We start from the raw sequence: 22,249 nt of genomic DNA, 5'->3' as shown, positions 1-22,249 counted from the left end.
ATCAGGCCCTTTCGTCGATCTGACGGGAGAGGATGGACGAGAACTCGTCTGCAAAGCCTTCCATGCGCGATACGGACTTGCCGACGTCAGAGGACAACTTGTTATAGGCAATAACCGCCGGAATTGCGGCAACGAGACCCAGAGCCGTAGCGAAGAGTGCTTCGGCGATACCGGGCGCCACAACGGCGAGGTTAGTGCTTTCGGAAGCTGCAATGGCCTGGAATGCGGTCATGATGCCCCAGACCGTGCCGAACAGGCCAATGAAGGGGCCGGCAGAGCCGATGGTTGCCAGCACCAGAAGCTTGGATTCGAGCCGGTCAGCCTCGCGCTGGATTGTCAGGTCCATGACCCGGTCGATGCGCTGCTGCAGACTGCCGATGGCAGGGCGAGCGCCCTCATGGCTTCGCTTCCATTCGCGCATTGCTGCAACGAAAAGAGCAGAAAGGGAGTGATTGGTACGGTTCTGCAAGGTGCCGTAAAGGTCTTCCAGGGACTGGCCGGACCAGAACACATTCTCGAACCGGTCCATCTGGCGCGAGGTGCGCTTCAGAAGAATAACCTTGTCGAAAATGATCGCCCAGCACCAGACCGATGCGGCAAGAAGACCAAGCATCACCAGTTTGACGACAATGTGCGCCTGCCAGAACAGGGCGAAGAACGAGATGTCTCCCTGCGGAGCAGCCAGCGTCGTCTGGACGAGTTCATTCATGAAACAAAAGACCTCTTGGCCGGGTACGTATTGCCTGTGTTAAACGCTCGGAACACTTTTCGGGTGCGGATCACGAGCATGATCCTCATCGGCTCGATGTCTCTCTGACCGCCGATTTTGGCGAAACTGGGACTTCGGCAAAGACTTTGAACCGAAGTTTAAAAGAATCAATTAAGGTTACGGACCTGTTAATACCGTCCGTTTCTGACAAAACAATTTCTTGAAGCAGATCCGGGCCTGATCAGAATTTCAATAAGGAATAGATCTGGCAGGACTATGGCGCTGTCCGCGCGATCAGGCGGGACATGAGCTCCTTGGGCAGCCGTGCCGGCCGGCCGTGGCCATTGATGACGGCGGCAAACACATCCGCACTGCTCAGCAGCTCTCCATCGCGCCTGATTTCCTGGCGGAGAGACAAGCGGGCTCCCCTGGCTTCAACAAGAGTTGTTTGCACTTCCAGGACATCATCTATCTTCGCGGGCCGCAGAAACTCGACCTCCATTCGCCGGACAGCAAAAGCCAGGCTACGGGAGGGATCTTCATGCAGAAGAAGTTTATGATGAACTTCGCACAGCCGGAGATAATCGGACCGTCCCCGCTCGAAGAACTTAATAAATGCGCCGTGATAGACAACGCCTGTGAAATCCGTGTCCTCATAGTAGACCCGTATAGGCAAAATATGAGAACCGCCTTCAATGCGGCCGGCAAGATCAGGCCAGTCAGACACAGCACTTCCACGCGGTCTTGAGTGAACACCACGCTGCTTTAGCAGACTGCAGGCCTTAAAACCAATATCAGGGCGGCCAGCTAGGCCCCCCCGATATTGGTTTCGTCTTCCGGAACCGCTGTGCGCGTTCCGTCCCGTGGTCACATCATGCCATTGCCCGACATCAAGTGCGGCAGGAGACCGGTAAGACCGATCAGGATCAGATAGAAGGCCACCACGTAGTTCAAGATCCGTGGCACGAGAAGGATCAAGATGCCGGCAATAAGGGCAACAAGCGGCTGAACAAAAAGATAGGTTTCCATAATCGTCTCCTTGACGTTCATCCTATGGTCGATGGGCACATGCTGTCTTAAAGGCGTTAGAGCCCCGTTCGCGCCTTGCTGAATTCGGAGATCAGTTCCTGTTCCTTGGAGTTATCCAGGTTGGTCCGCAGAATTTGCCCTCCATGAACCGAGAGCTTATCGATGACCTTGTCCGACGCAGCCCGGTCGGCAAGGATGAACAATGCTGCCTGTCCAGGCTGAAGAACCTTCGCCACTTCCTTCATGAAGTTGTCGTTGATGCCATAGTCGGTAAGGGCCCCGGCCAGCGCCCCAGCCCCGGCACCGGCTGCGACACCAAGCAGAGGATTGAAGAACAGGATACCGGCGAGCAAACCCCAGAAGGCGCCTCCGCTGGCACCAACGCCCCACATGGACACCATCTGGTGCAGCTTCACGTCACCCTTGTCGGTGGCTTCGGCGACCACGGCGTCCTTCACATCGACCAGATATTCCTTGGAGAGGGAGTAAAGGGTCTGCCGGGCTTCTTCCGCCGTGGCATTATCCTTGTATCCAATCACGATCAGCTCAGACATAGCGTGTTCCTTTCAGGAATGCTCGAAACAGTCCTATTGCAAACGCGCTTCAGGGGTAGCGGTTCCCGAAAACACGAAGATGACGGAAATTTAATAGACCGTGTAAGCAAACGCGCCCTTGCGCAAAATCAAAAAGCCCTGCCACGGTCAGGTGGCAGGGCTTTGTAGGTACTCCTAGATCGAAGCCCCGCTGTCAGGCAGCAGCAACCTCGCTCAGGAAGCGTTCCACCGACTGACGGAGCTGCTCCGCCTGCCGCTTCATCTGCAAGGTCGCCTCGCGCATATGATCGGCAGAAGACGCATTTTCCTCAACATCGTGGCTCAGCGAAGACACCGCTGTCGTCACGCTCATGGTGCCCTGAGCCGCTTCGGTAACATTGAGCGAAATCTCACGGGTTGCCGCCCCCTGCTGCTGCACGGCGCTGGCGATGGCGGAGGTATAATTATTCACCTCATCCATAGAGCCGGAGACCAGAGCAATCTCCTCCACGGCTTCGTTGGTCGATGCCTGGATCGCGGCGATCTGAGCCGAGATTTCTTCCGTTGCCTTTGCGGTCTGTCCAGCCAGCGACTTGACTTCCGATGCAACGACGGCGAAGCCGCGGCCAGCTTCTCCGGCCCGTGCCGCTTCGATGGTCGCGTTCAATGCCAGAAGATTGGTTTGCTCCGCAATTTCGGAAATGAGGGAAACAACATCTCCGATCTTGTTGGCAGCATCCGCAAGACCTGCGATTTTCTCGTTTGAGGATTGAGCATTGCTGGTGGTCCGGCCAACAATTTCGGCCGTTGTTTCAACCTGCCGGGCAATTTCAGAGATCGAGGCATTCAGCTCCTCGGTCGCCGAGGCAACAGCCTGGACATTGGACGAGGCGCTTTCTGAATCTCCAACGGCCACGCTGCCACGGTTGGCTGCCGCATTGGACCGCTCGCTCAGGAGGTTTGACATGTCTTCCACGCGGATCAGGTTCTCCTCCACCGAGGACAAGACTGCTTGTGCTTCAGACCGGAAGGCCGCGATCAAGCTGTCGATGTTTTTCTCGCGGCGTTCCCTGGCGATGTGACCTGCCTTTCGTTCCTCGGCAAGCCGTTCCCGCTCCAGCGAGTTTTGCTTAAACACTTCAATACAGCGGGCCATATCACCGATCTCATCAGCACGCTCCGTTGCATCCACGGCCACATCCAGATCCCCGTCCGCTATCCTCCGGGTTGCGCCGGTAAGGGTCTGCAGGGGCGCGAACATGCGTATGGTCAGCCACCAGATAAGTCCCACCACGGGCAGCAGACAAAGTACACCGGTGATAACAGCTCCATAGCTGATCTTGTGTGCTGCGGCAGAGAGCTCACTCTGCTGCACAGCCTCAATCAGCCCATAGGATTTGCCATGGATGTCGTTATCTGTCCGGGAGAAACGATAGGTGGTGCCATCAATATTCAGAATTCCGGGAGCAGACTGAATGTCGGCGAGCGCGAAAGTGCGCGCTGCCGCACCGGATGCGCTGACTTCGACGAGATGGTCGGCGGAATCAACAAGGATCACGCGCTCACTGTCCCCCAGACCCGTCAAATCGTTCAGGAAGCTGGCAAACCGCTCCATATTGACCTGAAGCCCGACGGCTCCGAAGAAACGGTCCAGATAGAAAACCGGCGCAGCCAGGACCAGACTGACATTTCCGTCTGCGTCTGTCATGAAACCAGAGGTGAATATATCACCCGACTTCAGTGTGCCTGCCGTTCCTGCCTCCACCAGCGGCTTTAACGCAACCCCATAAGCGTTGTTTGCCAGCAAGGGATCGGCAGCGTTCCGGCCGAATTCTTCCCCCTTGTTATAAGAGTAGGTGATGTTTCCGGTCGGGTCAGACAACGCGATTCCAGAGAAAAGCCCCTGTTCGATCAGGCCACGGAACGAAGCATGGATCAGCTCATGATTGCTGGAGTAGTAGTTCTTCTCCTCCGACTTCGTCATCAAGTAACGTTCAGCCGGAGCATTGGGATTGTCCTCCACAAACATCTTGCGAAGGATAGCGGTCTGATCGGTCTTCAGGTTCTTCCAGCCGGCGGTCATCTTCATCAAACCGTCGCGGGCCTCCTGAAGCCCAACATAGAAATTCGCGCTCTGGTTCAGCTGATCTAGAGCAAGACCAAGCGTCTCCGCCTTTGCCTGAGTCGCGCTGCGCAAGGCCCGGTCGGCCTGAGTGTTCGCAACGCCGCTCGCCAGATAAGCTGTAACAGTCACAATAGCAGCGCACATCAGCACGGCACCCGCCAAAAACATCAGCGCAAGTTTGGTCGATAGGTGTTTGCGAATCATCGGAATCCCCCGGGGTATTTTGGGGGCGATATTCCTCTAGGTTCCAAAACAAATAATTAAGGCAGATGTCGAATTAAATTCTTAAGAATATTCGTACTCAGTCAGGCTCCTGAAAAAGACCGAGTTGCGGTGCATCAATTTTCTGCGGAACGGCAAGTCCCAAATGCGCAAAAGCTTGCGGTGTCAGTACCCTGCCCCGGGGGGTGCGCTGTAAGAAGCCGTTCTGAATAAGATAGGGCTCAACTATTTCTTCAATCGCATCACGCGGCTCAGACAAAGCTGCAGCAATAGTCTCGATCCCAACTGGGCCACCGCCAAAGTTGACGGCAATCTGATGCAGATAACGGCGGTCCAGACTATCAAGTCCAGCGCTGTCCACCTCAAGCTGGGAGAGGGCACGGTCAGCCAGAGCGCGGTCCACGTGATCCACGCCCGCCACTATGGCAAAATCGCGGACACGGCGCAGAAGCCGGCCTGCGATGCGCGGCGTACCACGGGAACGCTTGGCAATCTCGTGAGCGCCATCCGGTGCCATGCCAACACCCAGGATCCGCGCACCGCGGTTGACGATATGCTCCAGTTCCGGAACCGTATAGAACTGTAACCGGACAGGAATCCCGAAACGGTCACGCAGCGGAGTCGTCAGCAGCCCGAGGCGGGTCGTTGCCGCAACCAGGGTAAACTTCGCCAGATCGATCTTCACCGAGCGGGCAGCGGGCCCCTCCCCGATGATCAGATCGAGCTGATAGTCCTCCATCGCCGGATAGAGCACTTCCTCGACCGCCGGATTGAGGCGGTGGATTTCATCAATGAAGAGAACGTCCCGTTCTTCCAGATTGGTCAGCAGCGCTGCGAGATCTCCTGCCTTGGCAATTACCGGACCGGAAGTGGCCCGGAAGTTGACACCCAGTTCACGAGCCATGATCTGCGCAAGCGTCGTCTTGCCGAGGCCCGGAGGACCTACGAACAACACATGGTCGAGCGCCTCGCCACGCGCCTTCGCAGCGCCGATGAAGATCTTCAGGTTGGCGCGGGCCTGAGCCTGACCGACAAACTCGTCCAAAGCCTGAGGGCGCATGGTGGTGTCGATTTCGTCACCACGGATTTCCGGCGAGACAAGACGCGTTTCATCCGGCATTGGACACGACCACCACGAGAAGAGCGATTAGAAAAAACGAATAGGCCACCCGGATGGCATGAAACTTCCGGAACGTCTTGCGCACGAACGGGTCATCGCTGAGCACTCTGCGGCCCTTGACCGTATAGTCCCTCCCCTGCACCGCCTGGGAGAACTTGTGATCCAGAACGATCATCCCGCCAACACCCAGAAGGAAGATACAGACCGCAACAACAACGAACCAGAAAACCGTCACTGCGCCAGCTCCTTCAGGCCGAGGCGAATGAGCGTTTCCGTTGTCGCCTCTTCGCCGGCCGTTTTCATCGCCCGCGCCACTGCCGCGCTGGCCTGGGGCTGACCATATCCCAGATTCGTCAGAGCCGAGACCGCTTCGGCAACCGGCCGCGCAGCGACCTTCTCATTGACCGTCTGGGATACGGAGATTGTCTCCGCATCGACGGACGCGTACCCCGGAGCCTTGTCCTTCAGCTCTGCCAGAATACGTTCCGCGACCCGCTTGCCAACACCCGGCGCCCGCGAAATCGTTGCCTTGTCGCCAAGCGCGATGGCATTTGCAATCTCGCTGGCCCTCAGAATACCAAGAACCGCCAGAGCCACCTTGGCCCCAACGCCCTGTACAGTCATCAGCAGGCGGAACCATTCACGCTCGGCTTCCTGGGAAAAGCCGAAGAGCCGGATCATGTCTTCCCGCACCATGGTCTCTATGAAAAGGACCGCGGCCTCCCCTGCCTTGGGCAGGGTCTGCAGCACCCGCGAAGGACAGTAGACCTGATAGCCGACACCGTGGACATCCAGGATCACATGATCCTCGCCATAGCTGTCGATGGTTCCCTTGAGCTTTCCGATCATGCTGCACCTGCCTGGGCCATGCGCCCCGTTGCCGACCCGCGGTGATGGGCATGGCAAATCGCAATCGCCAGCGCATCCGCAGCATCATCCGTATCAAAAACCGCCCGCGGCATGAGGATCTTCACCATGGCTCGGATCTGCTCTTTCTCCGCGTGACCAGTCCCCACAACCGTTTTCTTCACGAGGTTCGGCGCATATTCGGCAACACTCAGTCCTGCGAGAGCCGGAACCAGCAACGCAATCCCGCGGGCCTGACCCAGCTTGAGCGTCGCTCCGGCGTCCTTGTTGACGAATGTGTGCTCCACAGCTGCTTCCATCGGCTCCTGCTTGCGAACGATCTCGCTCAAGCCGTCATGCAGCTGTACCAGCCGCTCCGCCAGTCCCAGCTTGTTGTCGGAAGTCACCGTGCCGGAGGCAATGAAGATCAGCCTGTTGCCGATCACCTCAATCATGCCCCAGCCTGTGCGCCGCAACCCCGGATCAATGCCGAGAACTCGAATCGGATGTGTCATAGAACAAACCGGTAACAAAACTTGCGAGTTGACGCCAGCAGAAGCCGCCCTTAGGCAGTGATTAGACGCTGTTTTTCCCACCTCACCCTGCGCGGCCTGCATGTTCGACATCTACACGTCCTTCGAACCGGGAGTTCTCCTGCTGCTTTGCAGTGTGCTGCTGATTGCCGGATGCGTGCGCGGTTTCGCCGGTTTCGGCGCGGGGATGATCTACATGCCGGTGGCCACCAGCCTGATCTTTCCGCCGACGGCCGCCGCCAGCTTTCTGATCCTCGACTTCGTCGTCGCCATGCCGCTGGTGGTCCGGGCCCTGCGGATCTGCGACTGGAGCACGATCATTCCGGCTGTCATCGCATCCGTGCTCTTCGTCCATGCAGGCACCTGGCTGCTCGCCACGATGGACACCCTGCTGTTGCGCTGGATCATCTTCGGCATTGTTGCCGCCGTGCTCGTTCTGCTGATTTCCGGCTGGCGCTACCGCAACCGGCCCAGCCCTCCCATCTCCTTCGGGGTAGGCATGGTCGCAGGCGTCCTCGGCGGCGTCAGCCAGGTCGCTGGCCCGCCGGTGGTTGCCTTCTGGCTGTCCAGTGCGAAGGAGCCAATGGTCGTGCGCGCCAATCTGATCGTGTTCTTTGCCCTTGCCAGCGTCGGCACCGTCTTCGCTTACTGGCTCAAGGGCTTCTTCAACCTCCCGGTGCTGCATCTGGCCATTGCCGGAACCCCGCTCTATGCGATTGGACTGTTTCTTGGCTCCAAAGGCTTCGGCAAGGCCGACCCGAAGTTCTACCGTCTGATCGCCTACTCGCTGATCGCGCTGGCAGCCCTGTCCTCAATGCCGCTTCTCGACCCGCTCTTCGGCCGCTGAGGCATTATGCCTGCCGACTGAGAACAGCTTCCCATTTGGTGCATTTTTCTGACAGCAACCGCTGCAGCTCGGCATCGAACATCGCCTCGTCGTCACAGGTCTGGGCCAGAATGCTGATCGCAACGATTGCGGCATCCGCTGCTTCTTCACGCACATCCTCAAGGTTCAGCCCCTTGTAGGCGGAACCCGGGGCTCCCGTTGCCGACAGAACGGCCTGGGCTACTTCTCCCGCCTATTCTGCCAGCTTCAGAGCACGCTCCGGCAAGGTCTTGGCATCCAGCTGCGTCAGTCCGAAAATCCGGCTTTCCAACACCATTCCCCTCTTCAAAAACAAACAACCCCGGCAAAACCGGGGTTCAGATTGATTACAAACCCCTCGGTTTTTGGCGGCAGCCAGAATCGAGGGGTTTTGATTCCGATATGTTCACGATTTGAATCTGTGACGTTCCGTGAATCTGAACCTCTTCGATAGGCTTCAGAGGTTTGTCAGCAGTCTGAACCCCGGCAAAACCGGGGTTCAGATTGATTACAAACCCCTCGGTTTTTGGCGGCTGCCAGAATTGAGGGGTTTTGATTCCGATATGTTCACGACTTGAATCTGTGACGTTCCGTGAATCTGAACCTCTTCGATAGGCCTCAGAGGTTTGTCAGCAGTCTGAACCCCGGCAAAACCGGGGTTGTCTTAACTCAGCCTTGCGTCAGAAATCCGGCCTCAAGCCAGAGCTTCCGCATCAATGTCGCAGTTGGCGTAGACGTTCTGGACGTCATCGTCGTCTTCGAGCATGTCGAGCAGCTTGATGACCGTCTGGGCCTTCTCGTTATCGACCGGCGTCAGGTTCTGCGGCTTCCAGATGATCTTGACGGACTCAGCTTCGCCAAAAGCAGCTTCCAGGCCTTTGGCAACATCGTTCAAGTCTTCAAAGGCCGTGTAGATGGTGTGGCCGTTTTCGTCGGACTGCACATCATCCGCGCCAGCTTCGATGGCAGCTTCCAGGACCGCATCCGCGTCGCCGGTTTCCGGCTTGTAGGTGATCTCGCCAACCCGGTCGAACATGAAGGCAACCGAGTTGGTTTCGCCCAATGACCCGCCGCACTTGGTGAAGTAGGAGCGGATGTTGGAAGCAGAGCGGTTGCGGTTGTCCGTCAGAGCTTCAACAACAATGGCAACGCCTGCGGGGCCATAGCCCTCATAGCGGATTTCTTCATAGTTGTCGTCGTCACCAGACTGGGACTTGTTGATCGCACGCTGGATGTTGTCCTTCGGCATAGACTGGGCGCGGGCGTTCTGAACCGCAAGGCGCAGGCGCGGGTTGCCGTCGATATCCGGACCACCGACCTTTGCTGCGACGGTGATTTCCTTCGACAGCTTGGAAAAGATCTTCGACCGGATCGCGTCCTGCCGGCCCTTGCGGTGCATGATGTTCTTGAACTGTGAATGTCCTGCCATGGCTCTTCTCGGCTCGTGCGGATGTGTCTTTTGAAAAGTTGGGACGCTTATAGGCAAAGCCGCTCAGAAAATCCAGCGGGGGCCGTTGGCGGCCTCCTACAGGCTTCGCATCATCCCGTCAGCGCAGTCAGCTCTGCCAGAAGAACGGCAGTACCGGCTCCAGACGGCCGCCGATACGGACCGGAGCAACCCTTAGTGCCAAGCCTGTCCGGTCGTCGGTTTCAACGGCAACACCGCTGATGGTCGCTTCACCCGACGCAGGCGTGAACCGGTTGCCCGGAATCTTGCGCTGAAACCGGTTCACCGGCTCATCCTTTTCCATGCCGAGCACACTGTCATAATCGCCGCACATGCCTGCATCTGACATATAGGCGGTGCCCCCCGGCAGGATCTGATGGTCCGCGGTTGGGACATGGGTGTGGGTTCCCACCACCAGGCTCACACGCCCGTCAAGGAAATGACCCATGGCTTGCTTTTCGCTGGTCGCTTCCGCATGCATGTCAATGATGATGGCATCCGCAACCTGACCAAGCGGGCAATCGTCGACAACGCGCTCGATCCGGGCAAAGGGATCATCCATGGCATCCATGTAGACGCGGCCCATCACATTGGCGACCATGACCTGCGCGCCATTGCGGGCCGTATAGAGATGCGCGCCGCGTCCTGGCGTGCCAACGGGATAGTTCAATGGGCGCAGCAACCGGTCCTGCCGCTCAATGTAGACGAGCGTGTCGCGCTGATCCCAAACGTGGTTGCCAGTGGTCACGACATCCGCCCCCGCATCCAGCACATCCTGCAGGATTGCCTCGGTAATGCCGAAACCGGAAGCAGAGTTCTCTCCGTTGACGACGACGAAATCCAGTTGCTGCATTTCGACAATGGCGGGTAACTGATCGATGACAGCAGTCCGGCCGGTGCGCCCGACCAGGTCGCCAAGGAACAAGAGCTTCATAAAGCCTCTCGGAAGTTAGAACCGGCGCAGACCGGTAGGGGTCAACAAGGCGTCCAGCCGCCGGTCATGGGCTTCGGCAGGCACTTCGCCAACCTCCTGAACATCAAATGCCAGACCGATACACACGACCGGGGCCTCTTTTTCAAGAACCGCAATGGCACGGTCGTAATGCCCCTTGCCATATCCGATCCGGTTTCCGCGGCTATCAAAGGCGGCCAGCGGCATCAAAAGCACATCCGGGCGCAGTTCTTCCGCATCCGGGCAAGGGGCCATTGTCCCAAACCCGCCTGGAACAAACTTTGTGTCCCGGCCAAAACTTCTGAAAATGAGCGTGGGGTGAATGACAGCAGGCAGACAGAGGGGATGCCCCATATCGCGCAGCTTAACAAGCAAGGGCCGGGGATCGATCTCGTCCCGAATCGGCCAGAAACCCGCCACTGCCACAGCGGCCGGCAATTCCAGATCCGTTGCGAAATCTGCAAGCTTGAGAGAGGCTTCAGCCCTGTCCACACCCGTCAGAGCCGCCCGCCGTGTCAGCGCCTGCCGGCGCAGGCGCTCCTTTGCCTCGGCAGGCGGTGTCAAAGGATGCTCAGACATGGCTCAGATCTTTGGCTCGGAAGCTGGCTTCAAAGTGCAAAGCCGCACGACCGTTGGAATTCGCAATCCCGGGAAACCTACTATGTAGGTGGGCGCCGTATGCAACAGACCACGGTCCGAAGCGGGGACAGCTCCCAAAGGAATGCGTAAGGCCCCGGGGATATGGTTCCTGACGTGTCGCGCAGCCAGGTTATCATATAGCGCCGTGTCAGGCACTTTGCCAGAGGACAGTACAAGGGGAGATCATCCCTTCTGACCAAAAGCCAAACCCGCAATAAAAATGGGACCGGCAAGTTGCCGGTCCCAAGGTCGTTTCCGCCGGGTTGCGGTAGGTGATCCGAGTAAATGGATCAAGTAAATTTAACAACTCACATCCCAAAGACATAAAAAACAGGCTTGCAGTAGCCGCCTTTTCTCTGACACAAATACCTATGCTTCCGCATCCCCCAAATGGGGTATGTCAAACATTTGCTGATTAGGATCATCTGGGCACAGACACAGTCTCAAGGGCTCCAATTCCATGACTGACTTCAGCGAAGGCCTTGAGACACTTACAGATCTTTTTTTTGATGCCGCGCTAGTTCCCGAACTCTGGCGCGATGCCTTGATCCGGCTTTCCGACTTCATCGGCGGCTCGGCTGTCAATCTCATCGTCATCGACACCATTGGCAGCCAGCCCGTTATCGAGCATTTCGAGCGCGGAAATGAGGATGCCTACGCCACATATCTCAGCGACTATTTCATCATGGACAGACGTGTGCCCCGGGTCGTGAGCGCTCCGATCGGCAAGGTCCTGCTGGAACCAGATGTTCTCAGCCCCGAGGAGATCCGAACGGACACAGTCTACAACGAGATTCTTGTAATGAACGGCATGCGGAACCTCGCTCTTTGCAATCTCTCCTCTCCCGATACGTTCATGGGCCTCGGCATAGCTCCCCTGAACGACGCGATTCCTTTCAACTCCTCGCAACTCCATCGCCTGCAGGGCCTGCTACCAGGCCTTCGCCGGGCCGTAAGACTCTATACGGCCAATACAGAACTTCACCTTCAACGGGGGCTGCTCGGAGATCTTTGGTCCAACACGGGAAGGGCCGTGGTCATTCTGAATGCCAAACGGAACCTTCTTTTTGCCAACAGCATTGCGGAAGAGCATCTCCGGACGGGCTTGATGGCCAGCCGGAACAAGCAGCTCTCCTTCACCGACAAAAAGACGGATGATGACTTTCAGGAAACGCTTGGAAAACTGGCAGGAGCACGGGGATCCAGCACCGGCGCCTTTTTGGCCTGCGATCCTCTGACGATGGATCAATACAGTGTCAGGGTCATCTCATCGGCACCGGTTCTGTCGCATTTTAACGCTTTGTCGGGACCATCCATCATGCTGGTCATTACGCCGCTTTCTGCAGAAATGGTCATCACGCACGAGGAAGCTTCCCGGTTCGCCCAGCTGTTCTCGATTACCAGCGCTGAAACCCGCGCCATTTCCGCCGTCGCCAAGGGAACGGCGCTGGCGGACTATGCTGCGGAAAACGGGCTTGCGACCGACACGGTCCGCAAGCAGCTAAAATCTGCGATGGCCAAATGCGGGGTCAATAACCAGAAAGCACTGGTCTCGAGATTGGAGCGCTTCTGTTTCCTGACCCGCAACGGATAAATTTTACGGGTCTTTGCGCAAGCCGGACGGCAACGGCTATTCGGACCGGAGGCTACGGCTGAGGGCTTCCGCCAGTGATTCGATTTTCGCTGCCGCCTTGTCGACCGCACCAGCCACATCGCTCTCGTGGGTGTTCAGGGTCTTCACTGCAGTGGCTTGGGCTTCCTTGGCCTGCGACAGATCCGCTTCCAAGGCAGCGATCTTCTTTTCCAGTTCGACAAGCTGGTCCGTTGCCATGATACCTGCCATCACGGTCAGCCGCTGGTCGCCAATTTCGCCGAAAGCACCGCGGAGATCATCGATCCACCCATCGAAACGCTTGGCAAGGCCGATCAACCGGTCCTCTTCCCCGTCGTCGCAAGCCATCCGGAAGGACCGGCCGTTTATGATCACATTGATCTGAGCCACCGGCCTTATCCTCCTTGCGCGTCAAGAACGCTGCGGATGGTTTCCATTGCGGACACCAGACGCCGGGAAACGTCCCGATTGGCGTCTTCCAGGCGCTGCGCTCTCGTCTCGGACTTGTCGAGACTATTTGCGAGCTGAGACCGGTCCTCGCCCAGCCGCTGGAGGTCATCCTGAAGGGAATTGAGCGAGCGGTCGGATTCAATCCGGCGCTGAACAGAGGTCTCGAGCGTTCCTAGCGCCTTTGCCAGACGCTGCAAGGCAGCTTCAATGGTCACCCCGGAACGTGGTCCCTGTTCTGCCATTCCCTGTCGTTTCTCCAAGCTACGGTGCTGAGGCACCTTGCAGTTTTCATATTGCTTTGCAGCAAACCTGATCCTGCATATCTAGCAAAGACGCTCGGTCGTCCAGCCCCGGACGCCCAGCCTATAAGGCAAATCAACCACCAGAGCGGTTTCGGAAGCCGCCGGAACTTCGGAGACTATGGAAACCTGTTCAACCAGAGTGCGAACAATTCCGGGCAAGACAATGGCCAGATACTGTCATTCCAGCTCAGTTTGACGCCACGGTTTCGAGATTAGGCAAGCCCTGATGAATACGTCAATGGGAACAGTGGCAGAATCCTCAGTCCTTTTTGGGCTCATTCAATGCCCCTTAGACAATGCGGATTGATTGACTCGCGCAATGTTCCTGATATTTGTCGGGCGCCTTCTGGGCTGGGGTGGGCAGTCTGCGCCAAGGCTGGCATTGCTCCCTCCCGCCCGTTCTGGACCTGATGCCGGGACGGCACATTGGATTTCTCCGGCATTGCGCCGACACAAGCTACGGGACACACATGGCCGATCTTGAAAAACACCAGCGCATGGCAAATGCGATCCGCTTCCTTGCCATCGATGCCGTGGAAAAAGCAAAGTCTGGCCACCCAGGCCTGCCGATGGGGGCAGCTGACATCGCGACGGTGCTCTTCACCGAATTCCTGAAGTTCGATCCGACGGCGCCCAACTGGTGCGACCGGGACCGCTTCGTCCTGTCGGCCGGCCACGGCTCCATGCTGCTCTACAGCGTACTTTATCTTCTCGGCTACGAAGACTTCACTCTCGACGAACTTAAGAGTTTCCGTCAGATCGGCGCACGCACTGCCGGCCATCCGGAATTCGGCCATGGGGCCGGTATCGAAACAACCACCGGTCCGCTCGGACAGGGTCTCGGCAACGCGGTTGGTATGGCCATCGCCGAAAAGCTGCAGGAAAGCCGCTTCGGCACTGACATCGTCGACCACTTCACCTATGTGCTGGCCGGTGATGGCTGCCTCATGGAAGGCATCAGCCAGGAAGCACTTTCGCTTGCAGGCCACTTGAAGCTGAACAAGCTGATCGTGATCTGGGACGACAACGGCATCTCGATTGACGGCCGCGTCGACATCACCGATTCGACCAATCAGACCGCCCGTTTCGCCGCTTCCGGCTGGAGCACCATCTCGATCGATGGTCACGATCCGGCAGCGATCGCAAGTGCGATCCGTCAGGCACAGTCCAGCGACCGCCCGACCCTCATCGCAGCCAAGACAACCATCGGCTTCGGTTCGCCGAAAAAGGCCGGCACCAACGGCGTCCACGGTTCTCCGCTGGGCGCTGAGGAAGCGGCGGCCACCCGTGAGGCTCTCAATTGGCCGCATGAGCCGTTTGAAGTCCCGAGCGACATTCTCGACGCATGGCGCATCGCGGGCCTGCGTTCCGCTCAGGCTCACAAGGACTGGCAGAAGCGGTTCGCCGCCAAGGACGCCGACACCCGCGCCGAGTTCGAACGCCGGAACCGCGGCGACCTCCCTGCAGGCTTCGAAGCCGCAGTGCAGGAGTACAAGAAGCAGCTCGCGGAAACCAAACCGAAGATGGCAACTCGCAAGGCTTCAGAGGCTGTTCTGACCGTCCTGAACGAAGTCATTCCGGAAACCATTGGCGGCTCCGCTGACCTGACCGGTTCAAACAACACCAAGACCAAGCAGACAGCCTCCGTCACTCCAGACGACTTCTCCGGTCGCTATATCCATTGGGGCATCCGCGAGCACGGCATGGCTGCTGCCATGAACGGCATGGCTCTGCACGGTGGGCTGATCCCCTATTCCGGCGGCTTCCTGATCTTCTCCGACTATTGCCGTCCGTCCATCCGCCTCGCCGCCCTGATGAAGCAGCGCGTGATCCATGTGATGACGCATGATTCCATCGGCCTCGGCGAAGATGGCCCGACCCACCAGCCGGTCGAGCATTACGCCGCTCTGCGCGCGATCCCGGATCTGCTGTTCTTCCGTCCGGCAGACATCACCGAGACGCTCGAGTGCTGGCAGCTGGCTCTGGAAACCAAGGACGCTCCGTCCGTTCTGGCCCTGACCCGTCAGGACCTTCCGGCTCTGCGCACCTCCTACGAAGAAGACAACCTGTGTGCCCGTGGCGCCTATGTGCTGATCGACAGCGACGATGAAGCTGCCGTCACCCTCTTCGCCTCCGGCTCGGAAGTCGAACTGGCGGTGGAAGCACATGGCAAGCTGCAGGAAGCTGGTGTCGCGGCCCGTGTGGTCTCGGTTCCGTGCTTCGAGCTCTTCGAGACCCAGTCCGAGGACTACCAGGCCGCCGTCATCGGCGACAGTCCGGTCAAGATCGCCGTCGAAGCAGGCATCCGCATGGGCTGGGACCGCTTCATCGGCAATGACGGCCTCTTTGTCGGCATGCATGGCTTCGGCGCCAGCGGCCCTTACAAAAAGCTTTACGAGCACTTCGGCATCACTTCCGACGCCGTCGTCGCAGCCGCTCAGGCCAAGCTCAAGGCCTGAGCCATACCAAAATCAGACTGCCCTCGTCAGACGCGGGCAGCCAGTCGGGGCGATGCCGTTCGGGCTCCGTCCAATCGGCCACGCCGCCGTGGCCAATGATACCGGCGCGCCAAAGCATGCGCTGTGAACCATGGAGTGGAATATGGTGACCAAGGTAGCAATCAACGGTTTTGGCCGCATCGGCCGGAACGTTCTTCGTGCCATCGTCGAGTCCGGCCGGACCGACATCGAAGTCGTTGCCATCAACGACCTGGGTCCAGTTGAAACCAACGCCCACCTGCTTCGTTTTGACTCCGTCCACGGCCGTTTTCCGGCTGAAGTGACCGTCAACGGCGACACCATCTCCATCGCTGGCGGCAACCCGATCAAGGTCACCGCGATCCGCGATCCGAAGGACCTGCCGTGGGGCGAGCTGGGTGTCGACATTGCAATGGAATGCACCGGCATCTTTACCGCAAAGGAAAAAGCTGCCCTGCACCTGGAAGCAGGCGCAAAGCGCGTTCTGGTGTCTGCACCGGCAACCGGCGCAGACAAGACCATCGTTTATGGCGTCAACCATGGCGTTCTGACCAAGGACGATCTCGTCGTCTCCAACGCCTCCTGCACCACCAACTGCCTGGCACCGGTGGTTGACGTTCTGCATGCCGAATTCGGCATCGAACGCGGCATGATGACGACGATCCACTCCTACACCGGCGACCAGCCGACACTGGACACGATGCACAAGGATCTGTACCGCGGCCGCGCAGCAGCCATGAGCCAGATCCCGACCTCGACCGGCGCTGCAAAGGCCATCGGCCTGGTGATCCCGTCTCTGGCTGGCAAGCTCGACGGTATTTCGGTCCGCGTTCCGACCCCGAACGTCTCCCTGGTCGACTTCAAGTTCATCTCTTCGAAGGAAGTCACCGCAGAACAGGTCAACAAGGCACTTATTGCTGCCGCTGACGGACGTCTGAAGAACGTTTTGGGTTACACCAACGCACCGAACGTCTCGATCGACTTCAACCACGACCCGCATTCCTCCACCGTTGCTTTGGACCAGACCAAGGTCATGGACGGCACGATGGTCTCCGTTCTGGCCTGGTACGACAACGAGTGGGGCTTCTCCAACCGCATGTCCGACACCGCCGTCGCCATGGCAAAGCTGATCTGAGTGATGCCATGCGGATGACACGTCATCCGGACTAGAATTGAGGGCGGATGCGGCTTGACCGGATCCGCCCTTTTTTGTTCCTCACGGCCTAGGATGCTCAAATTGGTCGAGCTATTTACAGTTCTTTCCCTAACCATCATCGTCGCCATCGTGCCGGGTGCCGATCTCGCGGTGGTTATCCGCAACGCTCTCGTTGGCGGGCGGACCGCGGGCTTCATGACGGCGCTCGGCATCGGTCTGGCTCTTGTTGTCCACTCTGCGTATGCCATTGCCGGCATTGGCCTGGTTGTGTCCCAGTCGATCCTGCTCTTCAACTCGATCAAGCTGATCGGCGCGGCCTATCTGATCTTCCTGGGGATCACCATGTACCGGGGCGCCAGCCGGGACATGCCTGTTGCCGATCAGGCAACGGCGATGCCGCCCCTCAAGGCGCTCCGCTGGGGCTTCCTCACCAATGCCACGAACCCCAAGGCCACCATGTTCGCCTTGAGTGTTTTCGTGCAGGTCACGGCGCCTGGCACTCCCCTTGCCGTTCAGATCGGCTATGGCGCCATCATGGCCTCAGGCGTGTTCCTCTGGTTCGTGCTGGTCACCCTCTTCTTCACGCAGAGCCGGGTCCGGGACACTTTCTTCCGTGCCAAGCTCTGGATTGAACGCTCCTTTGGTGTATTGCTGACCCTGTTCGGAATCGGCATTGCCGCAACCACCAGTTCCACGCGCTGACATTTGACGGATATCTCTCTCATGGCCTTCAAGACTCTCGACGATCTCAACGATATCGCAGGCAAGCGCGCGCTTGTGCGCGTCGACCTCAACGTTCCGATGGACGGTGGCAAGGTGACCGACACCACGCGTATCGAGCGCGTTCTGCCGACCATCCAGGAACTCTCCGAAAAGGGCGCAAAGGTCATTCTTCTGGCCCACTTCGGCCGCCCGAAGGGCGAGCGCGTCGCCGACATGTCCCTTGAGCCGGTCGCCCAGCCGCTTGCAGACCTGCTGCTCGCGCCGGTCGATTTCGTTGACGACTGCATTGGCGCATCGGTTGAGGAAGCCATCGCAGAAGCTTCCAACGGCGACGTGCTCCTTCTGGAAAACACCCGTTTCTACAAGGGCGAGGAAAAGAACGATCCGGACTTTGCCAAGGCCCTTGCTGCCAATGGCGACTTCTATGTGAACGATGCCTTCTCCGCAGCACACCGCGCCCATGGCTCTACCGAGGGCATTGCCCGTCTGCTGCCGTCCTATGCGGGCCGCACCATGCAGGCCGAACTGGAAGCCCTTGGCTCTGCCCTTGGTGAGCCGAAGCGCCCGGTGCTGGCTGTTGTCGGCGGTGCGAAGGTCTCCTCAAAAATCGACCTTCTGGAAAATCTGGTCGGCAAGGTCGACATGCTGGTGATCGGCGGCGGCATGGCCAACACCTTCCTCGCCGCACAGGGCGTCAACGTTGGCAAGTCGCTCTGCGAACACGATCTGGCAGATACCGCCCGCAAGATCATGGCCGCGGCTGAAAAGTCCGGCTGCGAAATCGTTCTTCCTGCAGACGCCGTCGTTGCCCGGGAGTTCAAGGCAGGCGCAGCTAACGAGACCGTGACGCTCGACGCCATCCCGGCCGATGCCATGATGCTCGACGTTGGAGCCGCCTCCATCGCCAAGGTTGCCGAGAAGATCGACGCTGCCAACACGCTGGTCTGGAACGGCCCGCTTGGCGCCTTCGAGATCGCCCCCTTCGACACGGCAACCGTCGCAGCCGCACGTCACGCAGCAGCCCGCACCAAGGCCGGCCAGCTGAATTCGGTCGCCGGCGGCGGCGACACAGTCGCGGCTCTGAACCACGCTGGCGTTGCGGATGACTTCTCCTATGTCTCCACCGCAGGCGGCGCTTTCCTCGAATGGCTGGAAGGTAAGGAATTGCCGGGCGTCAAAGCTCTGGAAGTCTAAATTTCGGCCCCTGTCCAGAAATTATGTCCGGACAGGGGCATTTCGCGCTTGCAAAAATTAATTTACAGTCCAAATTAAAGACAGCTGAAAAATTACGAAACTATTTGAATTTCAAACGATTTAGGTTTCGGCAGGTGTCTTTTCAAACCGCCGGTATTTGCTAAGTACACTTCCAAATTTGACGCAGCGCGAAGACTTCGGCCATCACCGGCATCGACGCGCCAAGCCAACACGGGAGTTTTGAATGGCACGTATCACGCTTCGCCAGCTTTTGGATCATGCAGCTGAGCACGACTACGGTGTTCCCGCGTTCAATATCAATAATATGGAACAGGCCCTGGCCATCATGGCCGCTGCCGACCGTACAGATTCTCCCGTCATCATCCAGGCCTCCCGCGGTGCACGTGCCTATGCCCATGACGTGATGCTGAAACACATGATGGATGCGGTTTGCGAAATCTACCCGCATATCCCGGTCTGCGTGCATCTGGATCATGGCAACGAGCCGGCAACCTGCATGACCGCCATCCAGTCCGGCTTCACGTCCGTGATGATGGACGGCTCCCTCAAGGCCGATGGCAAGACCCCGGCGGACTGGGACTACAACACCGGCGTCACCAAGACGGTCACCGACATGGCTCATCTGGGCGGCATCTCCGTCGAAGGCGAACTGGGTGTTCTCGGCTCGCTGGAAACCGGCATGGGCGATAAGGAAGACGGCCACGGCGCTGAAGGCGTTTTGAGTCACGATCAGCTGCTGACCAATCCGGACGAAGCCGTCAAGTTCGTCAAGGAGACCAAGGTTGACGCTCTGGCAATCGCCATGGGCACCTCCCACGGCGCCTACAAGTTCACCCGCAAGCCGGATGGCGATATCCTCGCCATGCATGTGATTGAGGAAATCCACCGCCGGCTGCCGGAAACCCACCTGGTGATGCACGGCTCGTCCTCGGTCCCTCAGGATCTTCAGGACATCATCAACCAATATGGCGGCAAGATGCCTCAGACTTGGGGCGTGCCGGTCGAAGAAATTCAGCGCGGCATCAAGAACGGCGTGCGGAAGATCAACATCGACACGGACAACCGCATGGCCATGACCGGCCAGATCCGTAAGATTCTGTCCGAAAACCCGGGCGAATTCGATCCGCGCAAGTATCTGAAGCCCGCTCGCGAGGCGATGGAAAAGCTCTGCATTTCCCGTCTGGAAGAATTCAACACCGCCGGACAAGCATCGAAGATCAAGCGCGTCATCACGCTGGCTGAAATGGCCGCCCGTTACAAGGATGGCAGCCTGGACCCGAAGGTCGCCTGAGAAAAGTGCTGGACCTCATCCGGTAACACGCTCACTATCTGACGAGCTTTCAGCAAAGAGGGGCCTTGCGTCCCTCTTTCGCCGTCTTTAGGGACAATAGAAGCATTCTGCAGTCACCCCATAAACCGGAACCGCTTCGTGAACCGTCCTCGCCTCTTTCTCGTGACCCCTCCGGTCTTCGACCCCGCCGACTTCGCCCCCAAGCTCAAGGATGCGCTTTCGGGCGGGGATGTCGCGTGCGTGCTGATCTACATGCCCCAGGCAAGCAGCAAGGCTCTGCAGGACACAGCCGAACGTCTGGTTCCGATCATCCAGGACGGTGGCGCCGCCGCCCTGATCTATGGCGACACCCAGGTCGCAGGCCGCACAGGCGCGGATGGCGCCCATGTCGAGACCTCCCTTGAGGACATCAAGCTCGCTGTCGAAAGCCTCCAGCCTGAGCGGATCGTTGGCGCAGGCGGCACCAAACTGAGGCATGAGGACATGGAAATCGCCGAAACCGGCGTGGACTATATCTTCTACGGCAAACTCGATCTGGACGAGCGGGAAGAAGCCCACCCAAAGACGATTGACCGGGCACAGTGGTGGGCGGAACTCTTCGAGACGCCATGCGTTGCCCTAGCGGGCAACACAATTACCTCCATCGAAGACACCGCTGCAACAGGCGCGGATTTCGTCGCTTTGAAGGATGCGGTCTGGAACCACAATGAAGGACCGGCGGCAGCCGTTGCCGCGGCCAACGCCATTTTGGAAAATCACCCATTCGTCGACGTGGAATGAAACCATGCAACTTCGGACCGCCGCAGCCTCTGCTCTGCTTCTGACCGCCCTTGTGGGAGGCACCTATGAACTGGCCGCCCAGGACAAGGCGCCGGCGAAGCAGGACATGGAGCAGCCTGCGGCGGCCGCGAAGTCTGATGCCACACCGCAGGAGGCAAGCGGAGGATCCTCTGCCCAGGATGCAAACGATGGCCCTGCCAGCGTCGGCGCAGCGCCAGATACTCCGGCGGAGAGCGCTAACGCGGCTGAAGCGGATCAGGGCATCTTCCCGATGGAGCTCAAGAGCCCCATCGAGAGCCCCCTCCCGCCTTTGCCGGAAGGCCAGAGCGCTACAGCAGACTTTGTCTACGGCATCTTCCAGCGCGGCTGGTATTTGACTGCCCTTGCCTTCGCGACCCCTCTTGCCGAGACCGGTGATCACAATGCCCAGACCTTGATGGGCGTGATGCATGAAACCGGCATGGGCATCCAGCAGGACAAGACCAAGGCCGCAGAGTGGTATCAGCTTGCCGTCAACAGTGGCGACACATCGGCCGCCATGCAGCTTGGTCAGCTCTATCTTCTTGGCACTGGCGTGCCCCAGGACAAAAAGAAGGCCGCGGATCTTTTTGAAATTGCCGCCAAGGCCAATATCCCGTCGGCGATCTACAATCTTGCTATCCTGTATCAGGAAGGCGAAGGCCGCCCTTACAACGAGGAAAAGGCGCGTGAACTGCTGAAGCAAGCCGCAGACCTGAACGATGACGAGGCGCAATACACGCTGGCTCTGTCCTTCCTTGAAGGCTACGGCGGTTTGACCGATGAAAGCAAGGGCGCCTACTGGATGGGCAGGGCTGCGCGCAGGGGTAACCCCTCCGCGCAGGTCTACTATGGCATCCTGCGCTTCCAGGGCAAAGGCGTGGAACCGGATGAAAAAGAGGCTGCCGACTGGTTCGAGCGGGCAGCCACTGCCGGCAATCCCGTTGCCATGAACAGACTTGCCCGGGTCTATGCCTATGGCCGTGGCCGCGATCTCGATCCAGTCTCTGCCGCAGCCTGGCATCTTGTCGCCCGCACCATGGGCGTATCGGATCTGGAACTTGATGGTTTCGTCGGCAGCCTTGATGAGGCAACGCAGGCCGAGGCCCGCAAGAAAGCCCAGGAATTTGCTCCGACCCTGATGGCTCCCACCATCGACGAGAGCAATGGTTCCCCCTGATCCGGTAACTCCAATCTGCTTTTTT

24 protein-coding genes and 1 other RNA gene are annotated in these 22,249 nt (G+C 58.6%); 9 read left to right on the top strand and 16 right to left on the bottom strand.

The genetic code is table 11. The features are described from left to right. Window position 1: 1 nt before the first annotated feature. From tolQ to ruvC, 9 genes are all read right to left on the bottom strand, one after another. Complete coding sequence (gene tolQ, locus IG616_RS19440) at window positions 2–709, bottom strand: protein TolQ (RefSeq protein WP_192149984.1); 708 nt, start codon at window positions 707–709, stop codon at window positions 2–4. Window positions 710–983: 274 nt separating this feature from the next. Then, window positions 984–1,436: a tol-pal system-associated acyl-CoA thioesterase gene (gene ybgC, locus IG616_RS19435; RefSeq protein ID WP_192149982.1), complete on the bottom strand. Its 453-nt coding sequence runs from the start codon at window positions 1,434–1,436 to the stop codon at window positions 984–986. 140 nt (window positions 1,437–1,576) lie between these two features. Next, window positions 1,577–1,738, bottom strand: coding sequence for a DUF3096 domain-containing protein (locus IG616_RS19430; protein WP_192149980.1), 162 nt, complete (start codon window positions 1,736–1,738; stop codon window positions 1,577–1,579). 56 nt (window positions 1,739–1,794) lie between these two features. Then, window positions 1,795–2,292: a DUF1269 domain-containing protein gene (locus IG616_RS19425; RefSeq protein ID WP_192149978.1), complete on the bottom strand. Its 498-nt coding sequence runs from the start codon at window positions 2,290–2,292 to the stop codon at window positions 1,795–1,797. A gap of 193 nt (window positions 2,293–2,485) precedes the next feature. Then, entirely contained in the window at window positions 2,486–4,600 is a 2,115-nt protein-coding gene (locus tag IG616_RS19420; protein WP_209007788.1) for a methyl-accepting chemotaxis protein, read from the bottom strand. A gap of 97 nt (window positions 4,601–4,697) precedes the next feature. Then, window positions 4,698–5,738, bottom strand: coding sequence for a Holliday junction branch migration DNA helicase RuvB (gene ruvB, locus IG616_RS19415; protein ID WP_192149976.1), 1,041 nt, complete (start codon window positions 5,736–5,738; stop codon window positions 4,698–4,700). Continuing rightward, on the bottom strand, window positions 5,728–5,973 hold the full coding sequence (locus IG616_RS19410) for an endonuclease (RefSeq protein ID WP_192149973.1): 246 nt from the start codon (window positions 5,971–5,973) through the stop codon (window positions 5,728–5,730). The genes ruvB and IG616_RS19410 overlap by 11 nt, the downstream gene beginning before the upstream one ends. After that, the gene (ruvA, locus tag IG616_RS19405) at window positions 5,970–6,587 is read right to left on the bottom strand and encodes a Holliday junction branch migration protein RuvA (RefSeq protein WP_192149972.1); all 618 of its coding nucleotides are present in this window, start codon (window positions 6,585–6,587) and stop codon (window positions 5,970–5,972) included. Before ruvA ends, IG616_RS19410 begins: the two co-directional genes overlap by 4 nt. Further along, on the bottom strand, window positions 6,584–7,099 hold the full coding sequence (gene ruvC / locus IG616_RS19400) for a crossover junction endodeoxyribonuclease RuvC (RefSeq protein ID WP_192149970.1): 516 nt from the start codon (window positions 7,097–7,099) through the stop codon (window positions 6,584–6,586). The genes ruvA and ruvC overlap by 4 nt, the downstream gene beginning before the upstream one ends. A 100-nt stretch (window positions 7,100–7,199) precedes the next feature. Between ruvC and IG616_RS19395 the strand changes: the two genes are divergently transcribed. Continuing rightward, on the top strand, window positions 7,200–7,964 hold the full coding sequence (locus IG616_RS19395; protein WP_192149969.1) for a sulfite exporter TauE/SafE family protein: 765 nt from the start codon (window positions 7,200–7,202) through the stop codon (window positions 7,962–7,964). Window positions 7,965–7,968: 4 nt separating this feature from the next. Here the strand turns inward: IG616_RS19395 and IG616_RS23220 are convergent, their stop codons facing one another. From IG616_RS23220 to ssrS, 5 genes are all read right to left on the bottom strand, one after another. Beyond that, the gene (locus IG616_RS23220; protein WP_209007786.1) at window positions 7,969–8,118 is read right to left on the bottom strand and encodes a hypothetical protein; all 150 of its coding nucleotides are present in this window, start codon (window positions 8,116–8,118) and stop codon (window positions 7,969–7,971) included. A 558-nt stretch (window positions 8,119–8,676) separates the two neighbouring features. Then, entirely contained in the window at window positions 8,677–9,411 is a 735-nt protein-coding gene (locus tag IG616_RS19385) for a YebC/PmpR family DNA-binding transcriptional regulator (RefSeq protein WP_192149967.1), read from the bottom strand. Between the two features lie 127 nt (window positions 9,412–9,538). Continuing rightward, the gene (locus IG616_RS19380) at window positions 9,539–10,363 is read right to left on the bottom strand and encodes a TIGR00282 family metallophosphoesterase (RefSeq protein WP_192149966.1); all 825 of its coding nucleotides are present in this window, start codon (window positions 10,361–10,363) and stop codon (window positions 9,539–9,541) included. Between the two features lie 15 nt (window positions 10,364–10,378). Next, entirely contained in the window at window positions 10,379–10,960 is a 582-nt protein-coding gene (locus tag IG616_RS19375; RefSeq protein ID WP_192149965.1) for a 5-formyltetrahydrofolate cyclo-ligase, read from the bottom strand. 35 nt (window positions 10,961–10,995) lie between these two features. Then, window positions 10,996–11,151, bottom strand: a non-coding RNA gene (gene ssrS, locus IG616_RS19370) — 6S RNA. A gap of 329 nt (window positions 11,152–11,480) precedes the next feature. On the opposite strand from ssrS, the gene IG616_RS19365 reads away from it, so the two are divergent. Further along, a complete protein-coding gene (locus IG616_RS19365) occupies window positions 11,481–12,614 on the top strand; it encodes a helix-turn-helix transcriptional regulator (protein ID WP_192149964.1) in 1,134 nt (377 codons plus the stop codon). Between the two features lie 36 nt (window positions 12,615–12,650). Here IG616_RS19365 and IG616_RS19360 read toward each other — a convergent pair whose 3' ends face one another. Continuing rightward, the gene (locus tag IG616_RS19360; RefSeq protein WP_192149962.1) at window positions 12,651–13,022 is read right to left on the bottom strand and encodes a cell division protein ZapA; all 372 of its coding nucleotides are present in this window, start codon (window positions 13,020–13,022) and stop codon (window positions 12,651–12,653) included. 5 nt (window positions 13,023–13,027) lie between these two features. Continuing rightward, complete coding sequence (locus IG616_RS19355) at window positions 13,028–13,324, bottom strand: DUF4164 domain-containing protein (protein WP_073013594.1); 297 nt, start codon at window positions 13,322–13,324, stop codon at window positions 13,028–13,030. Between the two features lie 530 nt (window positions 13,325–13,854). On the opposite strand from IG616_RS19355, the gene tkt reads away from it, so the two are divergent. The 7 genes from tkt (at window position 13,855) to IG616_RS19320 (ending at window position 22,224) form a co-directional block, all read left to right on the top strand. Next, entirely contained in the window at window positions 13,855–15,843 is a 1,989-nt protein-coding gene (tkt, locus tag IG616_RS19350; protein WP_192149960.1) for a transketolase, read from the top strand. 142 nt (window positions 15,844–15,985) lie between these two features. Then, complete coding sequence (gene gap / locus IG616_RS19345) at window positions 15,986–16,996, top strand: type I glyceraldehyde-3-phosphate dehydrogenase (RefSeq protein WP_192149958.1); 1,011 nt, start codon at window positions 15,986–15,988, stop codon at window positions 16,994–16,996. A 93-nt stretch (window positions 16,997–17,089) separates the two neighbouring features. Further along, window positions 17,090–17,719, top strand: coding sequence for a LysE family transporter (locus IG616_RS19340; RefSeq protein WP_192149954.1), 630 nt, complete (start codon window positions 17,090–17,092; stop codon window positions 17,717–17,719). A gap of 21 nt (window positions 17,720–17,740) precedes the next feature. After that, window positions 17,741–18,934 carry a phosphoglycerate kinase gene (locus IG616_RS19335; protein WP_192149952.1) on the top strand — a complete coding sequence of 398 codons (1,194 nt, stop codon included), beginning with the start codon at window positions 17,741–17,743 and terminating at the stop codon, window positions 18,932–18,934. 244 nt (window positions 18,935–19,178) lie between these two features. Continuing rightward, entirely contained in the window at window positions 19,179–20,246 is a 1,068-nt protein-coding gene (gene fba / locus IG616_RS19330) for a class II fructose-bisphosphate aldolase (protein ID WP_192149950.1), read from the top strand. Window positions 20,247–20,384: 138 nt separating this feature from the next. Further along, the gene (locus IG616_RS19325; protein WP_192149947.1) at window positions 20,385–21,026 is read left to right on the top strand and encodes a thiamine phosphate synthase; all 642 of its coding nucleotides are present in this window, start codon (window positions 20,385–20,387) and stop codon (window positions 21,024–21,026) included. A 4-nt stretch (window positions 21,027–21,030) separates the two neighbouring features. Then, window positions 21,031–22,224: a tetratricopeptide repeat protein gene (locus IG616_RS19320; RefSeq protein ID WP_209007782.1), complete on the top strand. Its 1,194-nt coding sequence runs from the start codon at window positions 21,031–21,033 to the stop codon at window positions 22,222–22,224. Window positions 22,225–22,249: the final 25 nt, after the last annotated feature.

This window comes from Roseibium litorale, from assembly GCF_014842915.1.
Lineage (GTDB): Bacteria > Pseudomonadota > Alphaproteobacteria > Rhizobiales > Stappiaceae > Roseibium > Roseibium litorale.
Note: the sequence above shows the minus strand (reverse complement) of the source record. Positions and strands in the feature narration are given on the sequence as shown.